A 12,240-nucleotide genomic window follows, 5' to 3' on the forward strand; every position below is an offset into this window, starting at 1 on the left:
GATGGGCGGCTACGGACCGGGTATGATGGGCGGCTACGGCATGGGCATGATGGGTGGTTACGGACCGGGCATGATGGGTGGTTACGGACCGGGCATGATGGGCGGCTACGGCATGGGCATGATGGGTGGTTACGGACCGGGCATGATGGGTGGTTATGGTATGGGCATTAATTTGAGTGACGACCAAATCAACAAAATGCAAAAAATCCAATCAGAGTTTATGAAGGATATGTTTTCTACGATGAACACTATGTGGAAAGCCCGAAACGAAATGTGGAAAGCAATGCGTTCACAGGACAAAAAAGCGGCCGGAAAAGCCATTGACGATATGTCCAGCGCGATGAAGGAGATGTTCATGCAACGCATGGATATCCAAGAAAAGATGCAAAATTTATTAACGAAAGAGCAAAAAGAAAGGTTTAACAATGCCTATAGAGGCATGATGAATTATTAACTTTTGATCATCCCTGTGCAAACAGGGCTATTTAGAGCAAAATCCGAATGAAGGTAGTCAGTGTGCTCTAACATTAGTGTTTATACTGTCTCTAAAAACCCACAAGATATTTATCATATATACTTCTTTAAAGCCACTTTCAACTGAGTGGCTTTTTTATGGCTTTAAGTGGGGAATTTGAAATGGCAATAACTGGATTATTAGCGCCAATAAGAGGGGAATTTGCGTCGATAATTAGTGGTGACTCTGACCAGTAATATGCACGCTTCATTAGACTCGTCAAAATTACGATCATGCCTATCAGAAAGGCTTAGTCCAATAATACACAAATCCAAACATGAAAAAACAAAAAAAACCACTTATTCTTTACGGATAAGTGGCTTTTTATTTAAGAAGTGAAAATGAATAATCGATTGATAATCATTGAGTTGATTATTTCACCGTCAGTTGCAGTTCGTCCTGTTTCGGCCAATCGCGATAATTAAAAACCTGCCCGCTGTTTCTAATCTCTCGCGCTTTAGCTAAATCCAACTCGGCAAACACCCACTGGCTGGTTTGCGCTTCGCCTTCGGCCAAAATCCCGTTGGACGGAAAACCGTAATCGATCGGTGTATAAATACTGGCAAGGCCGGTATTGACGTCCACGGCTTCCGACCAAGGCGCTTCGCCTGCCGTCGGCGATTGCACCACATAACACTGGTTTTCCAACGCGCGCGCCTGACAGCCTACTCTCACTCGATGAAACCCGGCATCGGTATCGGTACAACTCGGAACGAGAATCAGATCGGCTCCGGCACGTACCTGCTGTTGAGCGATTAACGGAAACTCCGAATCGTAACAAATGTTGATGCCGATCATGCCAAGATCGGTCGGGATGACTTGAATCTCTTTCCCCGCCGTAACCAACCACTGTTCGTTTTCGAAACGGGTCATGATCAATTTATCTTGATAGCCGAGAATGCCTTCGGGCCCATAAAGGGTCGCCCGGTTTCGAAAACGGCCGTCTGCCAACTGCAGCGGAAAACTCGCTCCCAAAATAATACAGTCATGCTGACGCGCCAGACTCAAATGCAACGCCTGTACGTCTTGATACAATGCCTGCATTTCATGAAGTTGTTTATTCAAATCCCGGTAGACGGTTTCGTCGAACAAAGACGCCAATTCCATGCTGCCGTATTCCGGAAACACCAATAACTGCGCTTCTTTCGCAGTAGCGGAAGCGATCCAGCTTTCCAATTTCGCGGCGTAATCGTCCCAATGCTGAAAAAAGCCGATGTCATATTGAGCGGCGGCTACCTTAAACGCACTCATGCCAGTTCCTTCATCCAAAAGGTCATCAGCTTGGGCGATTCGGTTTCTTCCCCCACTTCCTTCCAACTGAATTCGGTCTGCAATTGCGGTTGAATCCGATATCCCCGATTCTCCCAGAACCGGTTCAACGGTACATAATCCGCCGGTCGCAAAGGATGATCTTGCGGGCGTTGCACCGCACAAAAACAGCTGTATTTATAGCCGTTCTCTTTGGCGTGCGCTTCGCGGTGTTCGAAAAATGCGACCCCTGCACCCTGACCTCGATATTCGGACAACAACACCGATTCGCCACAGTAGAATATCTCGTCAACCGGATACCCGGCTTCGATAAAAGGGGCTTTAACATTTGGCGTCTCTTCGCTCAAAGGAATTCCGGTCGATGCGCCAACGATCCGCTCGCCGTCCCACGCCAACACCACAACGCTGCCTTTAGATTCAATATAGGTTTGCAGATAACGTTCTTCATAAGCCATCTCCCCCTCATAAAGATAAGGAAATTCCCGAAATACCGTTATCCGTAAACGTGCTAAATCCGGCAGATATTGTTGCAGCGCCTCACCGGAAAGACGTTCAATGCGTAACATTAAGCTTCCACCTGACGAATCCAATCGGCAAGGTTGTAATAGTTTGTCACGCGGGCAACTTTACCGTCACGAATTTCAAAAAAAGCACCGGCCGGCAACACGTAAGTTTGACCGTTAGCTTCCGGCAGGCCTTCATCGGTATTGAGGTATTCGCCGTTCACTACAAACTCGGCCGATGCCCGCGTACCGTCTTCGTTCGCCATGATCACCATATCGGTTAGTTGCTCACGGTAGTGATGATTCATGCGCTCCATAAAAGCGGCAAAAACATCTTTGCCCGCTTCTCTGCCACCCTGATTGATGTCATGAACCACGTCATCGGTCAACAGGCTAAGAAACGTATTCATATCCTGACGGTTGAATGCAGCGTAATAGTCTTGAATCAGTTTAATGGAAGCGTTTTGCATGTTTGAATCCCACATAAATAAAAAGAACCGAGAGGCCGCTATTATAAAAGTCATCAGCCGCCTCGAAAACAAATTCCACAAAATAATTGTCATTACCTCTAAACATCATTCAGTTTTTACCTTATAATGCATACATTACGTAATTTTAGTTACGTGTTTAGTTTTTAAACCCATTGTATTCGATTTATTTCTAACCAACGTATGGCGAATTTAAAAGACCAACTTAAATGCTTAGGAAGGCGTCAAGTTATCTCCCTTCCGAAATACCGATCGAATCATTTACGAGAAGCTGAAATTCCATGTTATCCATCAGATTAAGAATCGTATTAATCGCGTTATTGTCCATCGGTGTCGTGGCTTTACTCATACATCATGAATATAGCGTTATCAATAAAGATCTCGAAAACTCGACCGCCTCTTTACAGGTGGTTAACGAAGTCACCACGCTTTCCGAACTGATCCACCCTCTGCAAAAGGAACGTGGGCTGACGGCAACGCTGTTGGTAAAGCATGCCGATGCACTTCAAGAAAAACTGGAAAAACAGCGTCAAATCAGTGATATACATCTGAAGAAAACCATACATTTTTTCAAAGCGTCCAAGGCCGGCGATTTTTTAGCACTTCAGGAACAAATTGTGCAAATACGCCGCAAATTCGATGGCGGTGAAGCGACTTGGAGAGAAGTAAAAAACGTCTATTCAGACGGAATTGAAATGCTATTGACAAGAATGTCCGTGCTTTTGTCCGAACTCGAACATTCAAAATCGGTGACTCATCAACTTTACGCTCTGATCCACCTTGCCAAAGCACGTGAAAATATGGGATTGTTACGTGCCAACATGTCACGCTACTACCAACGTGGTGAAATCACGCGTAAAGAATTATTGGACATCAGCAACTACTACGGGATTTTCTCCGAAGAATTAAGTCGTTTCCGTTTTCAAATGAAACAAACGCAATGGAATAATAGCCTGCAGAGCAATGTCCTTTTCGCTGTTAGAAACCAAATTCTCCAGGTTTTAAACAATGCGCAAATCGACGATAGCCACCTGTTTGAAAATTCGGTTTCAACCTGGTGGAGCGAATCGACACAAGTCATTGATTCAATGAAGAATCTGGAGAACGCCATTCTTAAGGAAGTTCAAACGTATTCGGATCAAAAGATCGAAACCGATCAAAAACACCTTTTAACCTTTATCTTTCTGGCGATCATCACCATGATCACCATTATTATGTTAACGATCATCACCGTATTTAGAATACTGCAGGCGCTTTCGATTCTGATTCGTTCCATGAACAAAGTTGAAGAAACCCAAAATTTTGGCGTTCGCATCAAAGCCAATGCAAACGACGAATTCGGGCAACTCGGCGTCTCGATCAACCGCCTATTGGACTACACCGATCGGGTGATTCAAGAAAAAGAAAGACTTGCCTCGATCGACTTGTTGACGGAGCTTATGAATAGACGCAGTTTTTTACAAGCCGTAGAAAGAGAAATCGCTCGCAGTCGCCGTTACAATACACCGCTGTCCTTAATCTTCTGCGATATTGATAAATTTAAATCGATTAACGATCAATTCGGCCATGCCGTAGGCGACCAGACCCTTCAAATGTTTGCGAACTTATTGAAGTCCAAAACCCGAAAGAGTGATTATGTAGCGCGCTGGGGTGGTGAAGAGTTCGTCATTCTCGCCACCGAAACCAATCTATCTCAGGCCTCGATGCTGGCAGAAAAACTGAGAAAAGATGCCGACGCTCTCGATATTCCTACGGTAGGTCACATGACGTGTAGCTTTGGAGCAAGCGAGTTATTAGAATCGGATTCTTTTGAAAAACTGTGCGATCGAGCCGATCAGGCCGTCTATCATGCTAAGCAATTAGGAAGAAATCAGGTTTATGCAATCGATCAATAAAAAGCATCGCCGCAACAAAATAAATTAGCGTAATAACAGATAATAACGCACATAAAAAAAGCCGCTCTTACGAGCGGCTTTTTATTTAGGGATATCTTTATAGACCGGCTTGAATCGTACTCCAAACCCCAAATGTCTCTTCGCTTGCTCTTACAGATTGATCACAAGAAGTCCGGCTAAAAAGTCAAATCCGCCGAGTCGACTAATTCATCGATAAACCGCAGTTTGCCTTGAACCACCGGAGAAAGGGTAAAGGGATAGGGATCGGCCATCCCCATACTACGGTTAAGTGCATTCATCACCTGAGAAACCCGACGCCATTCGTTGAACCATCTGTCGAAATCGTTCTCTTTCGGCTCGTAAACACTCAGGCCGTAACTTACGGCCGTTTCCAGCGTATCGACAATGTGCATATAGTGCGCCCAAGTCTCAGCCCAATCTTCATGCGGATGACTACTGGCGTAAAGCGTAATGTAACGCCCCATCCAATGATTTTCCTTACCCTTCTCGTAATAGCGTTTTAATGCCTTTTCGTAGTCTTGACGTTCGTCGCCGAAGACCTCCCTGAAAGAGTCTTCCAAATGCTTGTCGGCGATCAGATGCTGCCAATAATAGTGACCGACCTCATGTCGAAAGTGCCCCAACAGAGTTCGGTATCGCTCCCCCATCTGCTCTTTCATGGTATGCAAAAAACCTTCGTCGGCCTCGGCAGCGTTCAATGTGATCAGACCTTTATGATGTCCGGTCAAAACGTGCTCCAAAGTGACGTTCGGATTGGTTCTGCGGTCTTCCAAAAAATCGAATTTCAGATCTTTATTGGCTTCCCCGCCGTGCGGCGAAATCAGTTTCAACTCCAGCAAGGTATACATCAATTGGCGTTTAGCCCTTTCCAGATATTGCCAGCGCTTAGGATTCTTTTCCTGACTCAAATCCGGTATAACCCGGGTAGTCCGGCAAGAGATGCACTGACACTCCGACTCACTGTCGCCGGAAGCGATAAGCCAGTTGCAGTTGACTTGCGATTCGCGCAACTGACATAACTTAAGGCTTTTCGGCGGCGGTAAATTCGGATCAGAAGAGTGTGGATAAAAATACTGGTCGTCGTGAATTTCGCCACTCCACATGGTTTGAATAGAAGGGTCGTAGGCTAAATCCCGACCACATTCACCACAATACAAATTGTGAAAAAAGACTTCTTGTCCACATTGACAAAAAAATCGTTTCATCGAGCTCTTTTCCTTAACAAATATGCTGCCAAATTATGCTACCGCCTTTGGATTAAACCAAACTTCATAAAACTTGGAATGAATGGATGAAAGCTCTAATTGTATTTCATCTAGGTAATCATGTAGAGCCGTTGAGCCCACTTCATAGAAATCATTTTCGTCGATGTACTTTAAAAACTTCTCAATGTCCGCACTCATCTCGCTGCCGTTCGGCAATTTAGAAACCATACGGCGCATGACGCTGACGCAATAACGGATCGAACGGGCGAATTCCTTATCATGTATAAGGTAATCCACCACTTGCTGACCGTTGATCTCAGTCTGCACATTCTGACGGTACATGAAATAGGCGCTGATCGATTTCAAAAGATTCGCCCACAAAATTCCCTCATACTGGTATTCATGGTCAACGGTGGTTTCCTGCGATACGAACAAGCCTCCCACATCCAGAATACGCGACGTCATATCGGCACGTTCGATGCTCATACCCAGTTTGATGAAACGGTATGTTTCATTCTGACTCATGGTGCTCGACAACATGCCCGACCAAGCCTGACAGGAACGAATGATTTTCTCCAGAAGCTGGTTGCGCTTACTTCGAACCTGAAAATCGGCCTGATTATCCTTGACCAACAAATACAGTTCGTTGATGTGAATCCAAGCTTCACGCGGCAGGATATCCCGTGCGGTACGGGTATTTTCACGCGCCCACCACAAAGAAGAAATCAGCGATGCCGGATTGTTTTGATCCGCTAATAACATCGTCATGCAATTCTGCTCGGTTCTGGCGTCATAATGCCGATCGAAATAATCTTCATTGCTGGTGATCTCTACCAGGCTGTACCAATTTAACTTAACCGACTTGGGCAAATCGAACATCAGCTGTGAATGCACTCTGGCCAAACGCGCAGTATTCTCAACCCGCTCGATGTATCGAGCCAACCAATAAACCCTTTCCGCTACTCTAGATAACATCGCCGCTCTCCTATGATTCCACAATCCACGTGTCTTTACTGCCCCCGCCCTGCGAGGAATTGACCACCAGCGAACCTTTCGTCAAGGCCACACGGGTCAATCCGCCGGCGGTTACATAACTTTTCTTACCCTGCAAGATAAACGGCCGCAAATCGACATGCCGGCCTTCAATTCCGTCTTCGCAGAGCGTCGGCACGGTCGACAGACTCAATGTAGGCTGTGCGATGTAGTTTCTCGGATTCTCAACAATCAGTTTTCGAAACTGTTCAATCTCCTCTTCGGAAGCCTTTGGACCGATCAATAAACCATATCCACCCGATTCGTTTGCCGGTTTAACCACCAATTCGTTCAAGTGTTGCAGAACGTATTCACGGTCTTCATCAACACTACACAGATAACTCGGCACGTTCTGAACCAGCGGCTCTTCCTTCAAATAGAAACGAATCATGTCCGGCACATAAGAGTACACCACCTTATCATCGGCCACACCGCAACCCGGCGCATTGGCGATCGCCACATTCCCTGCACGCCAAGCACGCATCAATCCCTTAACACCCAGGGTGGAATCCGGACGGAACACCTCCGGATCGATAAAGGCATCATCGATACGACGATAGATCACATCGACTTTTTTAAGGCCGTCGATGTTACGCATGTAGACACAATCGTCGTCCAACACCACCAGATCACTCCCCTCCACCAATTCCGCCCCCATCTCATGAGCCAGGTAGGCGTGTTCGTAATAGGCAGAGTTGAAGATACCCGGGGTCAGCACCACGACTTCCGGACTATCGGATTCATTAGGCGACAAGGAACTCAACATCGACAACAGATTCGCCGGATATTCGTCAATCGGCATAATATTGATGTCATGAAATACCTCCGGCATAACCTGCTTCATCACCGCACGGTTTTCCAGCATATAAGAAACACCGGAAGGCACCCGCAGATTGTCCTCTAACACATAGATGGTACCGTCCGCGCCCCTGACCAGATCCGAACCGCAAATACACGCCCAGGATCCGTGCTTCAACTTCATGCCTTTGCATTCAGGGCGATAGTCCTTAGACGATAGAATCACCTCTTCGGGAATAATTCCGGCTTTGAAAATAGCCTGATCGTTATAGACGTCTTCGATAAACATATTCAGGGCTTTAAGACGCTGTACCAATCCATTGGAAATCGACTTCCACTCGGTTGAGGAAATGGTCCGAGGAAAAACGTCGAACGGCCAAAGTCGATCGATGTTTCCTTTATCGCTGTATACCGTGAACGAAATTCCCATTTGAGCAATGGTAGCATTCGCGTTTTTCTGCAGTTCTTCCATCTGCTTGAACGTCACCCCCTCCAAGTGCTGAAAAAGCTGCTTGGATGCCTCTCTAGGCTGATCTGCAGCCGCCAGAGACTCATCATAAAACCCATTAAGTGCATAATTGGAAAGCGCGTTTATCATAAAATTTCTCACTTTAGCCGATTGTTAATCCGTAAACGGAGCCCACAATGCCGATACGTCATCGACGGTTTCCGGCATCAGCCAAACCGATTGGTACGGCTGTAACACATAATTGGTTTCCGCCGCAGCAACCCCGCTGTTATCCAGCAGGTTGGTCCAATACGAGAACCTTTCCATGCCTTCAATCTCGGCGAGGTTCACCATCTTGATATCGCTGGTCAGGTTATGAATGGCCAACAACGGGAACCTTAACTCCTCTGAATCACGCCACAAGGCGAAAAAATCCGATCCCAGATTCAGCACTTTCTGCGGCGTATCCGGATGGAACGCCTTATGACGTTTACGTCTCTGCAGAATGTTGGTCAAGCGCTTGATGACCTCGGCGTTGGAAGTACGTCCGCTTTCAATCAACGCTTTCAGATACTCATAATCCCAACGGCGGCGGTTGATCGAACGCGTGCGACCGGTTTTCTCTACCCCGTCACGGTCGCTCGGCGTTGCAATCAAACTGTGAATGTAGAACGCTGGAATCCCTTGCAAGGTCATCATGATGTTCTGCGAACAGATAAAACGATCCACCTGCCATTGATCCGGTCCGTTGGAGTGATAGGTCTCGCGGAATGCACTGAACAACGCAATATTGATTTCGTAAGGGCTTTCCGAACCGTCCGGGTTGGATTTGGTGGTCAGGAATCCGCCTAAACGGTGCATGCTGGTGATCAAATCGTCCACTTCTCGTTTCGGCAAGATTCCTTCGATCGGACGTACCCCGATCCCGTCGTGAGAAGCGGTAAAGTTCAGGAAGGTGCAACCCTCGGGCGGCGGTCCGAGCTCCATCGCCCAATCGGTCAGGTAACTGCCGTCGCCGCGATGTAACGCATGCAATACCAAAGGCGCCAAAGCGAACTGGTAAACCATGTGCGCTTCGTCCTGATCGCCGAAATAGGAAAGGTTTTCATGGTGCGGTACGTTGGTTTCGGTCAACAAGATCGCCTGCGGTTTGATGAACGTCATCACATCGCGCAGTAACTTGACCACCTCGTGCGTTTGCGGCAAATGAATACAATTGGTGCCTAACTCCTTCCATAAGAAAGCGATGGCATCCAAACGGATAATGCGTGCGCCCTTCATCATGTACAGCAACAGAATATCGACCATTTTCAACAACACTTCCGGGTTTTTGAAATTCAAATCGATTTGATCGGCACTGAACGTCGCCCACACCATTTTTCGACCGCGGTGCGTATAGGCCGGAACCAATAACGGCGTGTTACGTGGACGCGTCACCTGGGAAACGTCTTCGGTGCCTTCCATCTCGATAAAAAACTCGTTGTAAGGCGGGTTGTTGGCTTTATAGTCGGTAAACCACAAACTTTCACGCGAAATGTGGTTGATGACCAGATCGAACATCAGGTCATACTCTTTTTCAAGTTCTTCGACGTGCGACCAGTCACCGAGATCGGGATTCACCATGGTATAGTCGATGACCGAAAAACCGTCGTCCGAACTGTAAGGAAAAAACGGCAGGATATGGACATTGTTGATCGCGTTCTTGATATAGGTTTTCAGGAAAGTCTGCAAGGTCTGTAAAGGCGGCACACCTTCTTCCAAGATCGAATCTCCATAAGTGATTAAAACCACATCGTCCTGTGTCCAACGCGGCGGCGTATCGTCGGCCGAACGGCCGGGATAGGCTTCCATAAGACTTTTCATCTTAACGAAAACATCTTTCGATCCTTCTTCGCCGTACAGGTAAGCCAATCTGTCTTGTATACTATTTAGAATTTTTTCGCGCATTATCCTGTCCCTCACGGCAATCGACCAATAACAGCGATCGCCTATTCTCTTTTTTTCAATTCTGTACCGCCGACAACCTTATTGATTGTCTAGTTCAACCGCTTCCTTGATCTCTTGCAGAATCGTAGGACACGCACTCGACACACGGTTCCAGTTCGGCATAAACGGAATTTCTCCCGGTGTTTCGATAAAGTCTTTACCGGCCAACATAATATTCTCGGCGAACAATTCAATCACCTGCTCTTCCGAGTGCAGATCCAACTTCAATCCGTTCATTTCCGCATCAAACGCATAGGACTCCAACTGATCCAGAGCGGTACGATAGTAAATGGCTCGAATGGTTCTCAAGGAACTGTGCGAAAAGGTATGTCCGCGTACCGCCAACTTACGGAATAACGATTTGGAGATATCCTGACTCATTCTCGATAGACCGGCCTGTTTGTTGTCGAACGAAACGTCCTGATGCTTATGATCGTAAACATCGGCAATGTCCACCTGACAGACTCGGCGGTTGGAATAGTTCGTCAAAATCTCCGACATGACGCCGATCTCCAATCCCCAGTCGGATGGAATGCGAATTTCTTTTAAACAGTGGACGTCCATGGCAAACTCCCCCGCCAACGGGTAACGGAAGCTGTCCAAATAACTCAATAGGTCGTCTTGTCCGACTACGCCTTTCAACGCTCGCAACAATGGCGTCACCAGTAAACGCGACGCACGGCCGTTCAATTTACCGTCCGCATAACGCGGGTAGTAACCTTTTGAAAATACAAAGTTAAACGTCGGGTGGGCAACCGGATAGATCAGGCGTGCCAGCAGACTTCGGTCGTAAGTCAAAACGTCGCAATCGTGCAACGCCACCGCTTTCGCTTTCTGCGACGCCAGAACATAACCGTAGCAGTTCCAGACGTTACTGCCTTTACCGCGCTCTTTCGGCGCCAAGTCCTTCTCTCTCAGTTTTTCGGTAATCGCCTGCATTCTTGGCCCGTCGTTCCAGACAATTTTGAAATCCTGCGGAAGACCTGAAAAATACTCCTTGGCATACTCGAACTGCTTTTCGTCTGCGCGATCCAAACCGATAACAATCTGATTCAGATAAGGAACATTTTTTAACTCTTCAACAATATTCGCCAATGCCGGCCCTTCAAGTTCGCTGAACAAAGACGGCAAAATCAACCCTAACGGCTTCTCTTTACTAAACTCGATCAGGTCTTTTTCCAGCTCTTCAACCGGTCGATCCGTAATATTGTGAAACGTCGTAACCGTACCATTTTGGAAAAAATCACTCATTGGATTCCCCTTTCTTTTATGAATTTACAGGACTAACACAGTCCCTCTTGCTGCAAAATACTTTCAATCGATTCCACCCAGCCAAACGGGGCTTCCGATTTTGCATATACAGCATTCTCGACCTCCAGAGCCGTTCCGGATGCCGGCGGCAATACAACCGCAATATCGGCATGACATAGCATGCTCAAATCATTCTCTCCATCTCCCAAAGCCACCACCTTACATTGCAGGTCGCACTCAAACGGCGGTTGACTCAACAAGTAACGCATCGCGTCGGCCTTATCGTGTCTCGCCATCACATGATGGAAACGTCCTCCTCTTTTTAAAATCAAATTTTCCTTTCCCAGTTCGGTTTTGAACTTTTCCAGATTCTCTTCGCTGTCCTGCCATAAGATCGGTTCCGTCACTTCCCGCTCTTTAGCTCTAACTGCATCGGCGGATTTAAGCCCGGTCTTATTCATGACTTCGGCGACGGTCCAATCGCCGAATCCCTCGAACACCCATTTGTTCGCTTTACGCAAGTGTTTGATATAAGAACGAATTTCTTCATAAGGCGTACCGATCAGATGCTTTTGACCTTTCTTGCCGTCATTCAGCAAAATAACGCCGCCGTTTTCTGCAATGACCGGAGGCAACAACCCCAAACGTTGCTGCCAGGATTCCAGTTCCGACAAGGTCTTGCTCGAATTCAAAACCACCGGAACGCCCGCTTCTTTCAGGCGTTCGATTAAAGGCTTGACCACCTCGTAAGCATAGGTATGGTGGTTCAACAAAGTTCCGTCTAAATCCGTGAAAATAATTAACTTTTGCATGAAAAAGCCTCCGTTGAT

The 12,240-nt window shown here is 46.9% G+C and carries 11 protein-coding genes; 2 read left to right on the top strand and 9 right to left on the bottom strand.

Going from position 1 to position 12,240, the window contains the following annotated elements:
• Positions 1–454: Spy/CpxP family protein refolding chaperone (locus tag ABY044_RS07520; RefSeq protein WP_373019612.1), on the top strand; the 454-nt coding region annotated here is incomplete at its 5' end.
• A gap of 432 nt (positions 455–886) precedes the next feature.
• Here ABY044_RS07520 and ABY044_RS07525 read toward each other — a convergent pair.
• Genes ABY044_RS07525 through ABY044_RS07535 form a run of 3 tightly spaced genes read right to left on the bottom strand, consistent with a single transcriptional unit; the run spans position 887 to position 2,756 of the window.
• Positions 887–1,765: a carbon-nitrogen hydrolase family protein gene (locus tag ABY044_RS07525; protein ID WP_373019613.1), complete on the bottom strand. Its 879-nt coding sequence runs from the start codon at positions 1,763–1,765 to the stop codon at positions 887–889.
• The gene (locus tag ABY044_RS07530; RefSeq protein ID WP_373019614.1) at positions 1,762–2,349 is read right to left on the bottom strand and encodes a GNAT family N-acetyltransferase; all 588 of its coding nucleotides are present in this window, start codon (positions 2,347–2,349) and stop codon (positions 1,762–1,764) included. Before ABY044_RS07530 ends, ABY044_RS07525 begins: the two co-directional genes overlap by 4 nt.
• The gene (locus tag ABY044_RS07535; protein ID WP_373019615.1) at positions 2,349–2,756 is read right to left on the bottom strand and encodes a ketosteroid isomerase-related protein; all 408 of its coding nucleotides are present in this window, start codon (positions 2,754–2,756) and stop codon (positions 2,349–2,351) included. The genes ABY044_RS07530 and ABY044_RS07535 overlap by 1 nt, the downstream gene beginning before the upstream one ends.
• A 299-nt stretch (positions 2,757–3,055) precedes the next feature.
• Here ABY044_RS07535 and ABY044_RS07540 point away from each other — a divergent pair, with 299 nt between their 5' ends.
• Positions 3,056–4,669, top strand: coding sequence for a diguanylate cyclase (locus ABY044_RS07540; protein ID WP_373019616.1), 1,614 nt, complete (start codon positions 3,056–3,058; stop codon positions 4,667–4,669).
• A gap of 176 nt (positions 4,670–4,845) precedes the next feature.
• Here the strand turns inward: ABY044_RS07540 and ABY044_RS07545 are convergent, their stop codons facing one another.
• The 6 genes from ABY044_RS07545 to ABY044_RS07570 all read right to left on the bottom strand — a co-directional run bounded on the left by ABY044_RS07545 (position 4,846) and on the right by ABY044_RS07570 (position 12,222).
• Complete coding sequence (locus tag ABY044_RS07545; protein ID WP_373019617.1) at positions 4,846–5,895, bottom strand: putative zinc-binding metallopeptidase; 1,050 nt, start codon at positions 5,893–5,895, stop codon at positions 4,846–4,848.
• Positions 5,896–5,928: 33 nt separating this feature from the next.
• Complete coding sequence (locus ABY044_RS07550) at positions 5,929–6,870, bottom strand: alpha-E domain-containing protein (protein ID WP_373019618.1); 942 nt, start codon at positions 6,868–6,870, stop codon at positions 5,929–5,931.
• 10 nt (positions 6,871–6,880) lie between these two features.
• On the bottom strand, positions 6,881–8,323 hold the full coding sequence (locus tag ABY044_RS07555) for a circularly permuted type 2 ATP-grasp protein (protein ID WP_373019619.1): 1,443 nt from the start codon (positions 8,321–8,323) through the stop codon (positions 6,881–6,883).
• 24 nt (positions 8,324–8,347) lie between these two features.
• Positions 8,348–10,120, bottom strand: a complete 1,773-nt coding sequence (locus tag ABY044_RS07560) for a sugar phosphorylase (protein ID WP_373019620.1) — start codon at positions 10,118–10,120, stop codon at positions 8,348–8,350.
• 78 nt (positions 10,121–10,198) lie between these two features.
• On the bottom strand, positions 10,199–11,410 hold the full coding sequence (locus ABY044_RS07565; RefSeq protein WP_373019621.1) for a glycosyl transferase: 1,212 nt from the start codon (positions 11,408–11,410) through the stop codon (positions 10,199–10,201).
• A 32-nt stretch (positions 11,411–11,442) separates the two neighbouring features.
• Positions 11,443–12,222, bottom strand: coding sequence for an HAD-IIB family hydrolase (locus ABY044_RS07570; RefSeq protein WP_373019622.1), 780 nt, complete (start codon positions 12,220–12,222; stop codon positions 11,443–11,445).
• Between the last annotated feature and the right edge of the window lie 18 nt (positions 12,223–12,240).

Source organism: Thiomicrorhabdus sp. (assembly GCF_041583835.1).
In the GTDB taxonomy this organism is placed as follows: Bacteria; Pseudomonadota; Gammaproteobacteria; order Thiomicrospirales; family Thiomicrospiraceae; genus Thiomicrorhabdus.

Coding starts and splice junctions, on each gene's coding strand:
- ABY044_RS07550 (WP_373019618.1), bottom strand. CDS start 6,870: ATGTTATCTAGAGTAGCGGAAAGGGTTTATTGGTTGGCTCGATACATC.
- ABY044_RS07525 (WP_373019613.1), bottom strand. CDS start 1,765: ATGAGTGCGTTTAAGGTAGCCGCCGCTCAATATGACATCGGCTTTTTT.
- ABY044_RS07560 (WP_373019620.1), bottom strand. CDS start 10,120: ATGCGCGAAAAAATTCTAAATAGTATACAAGACAGATTGGCTTACCTG.
- ABY044_RS07535 (WP_373019615.1), bottom strand. CDS start 2,756: ATGCAAAACGCTTCCATTAAACTGATTCAAGACTATTACGCTGCATTC.
- ABY044_RS07545 (WP_373019617.1), bottom strand. CDS start 5,895: ATGAAACGATTTTTTTGTCAATGTGGACAAGAAGTCTTTTTTCACAAT.
- ABY044_RS07540 (WP_373019616.1), top strand. CDS start 3,056: ATGTTATCCATCAGATTAAGAATCGTATTAATCGCGTTATTGTCCATC.
- ABY044_RS07565 (WP_373019621.1), bottom strand. CDS start 11,410: ATGAGTGATTTTTTCCAAAATGGTACGGTTACGACGTTTCACAATATT.
- ABY044_RS07555 (WP_373019619.1), bottom strand. CDS start 8,323: ATGATAAACGCGCTTTCCAATTATGCACTTAATGGGTTTTATGATGAG.
- ABY044_RS07570 (WP_373019622.1), bottom strand. CDS start 12,222: ATGCAAAAGTTAATTATTTTCACGGATTTAGACGGAACTTTGTTGAAC.
- ABY044_RS07530 (WP_373019614.1), bottom strand. CDS start 2,349: ATGTTACGCATTGAACGTCTTTCCGGTGAGGCGCTGCAACAATATCTG.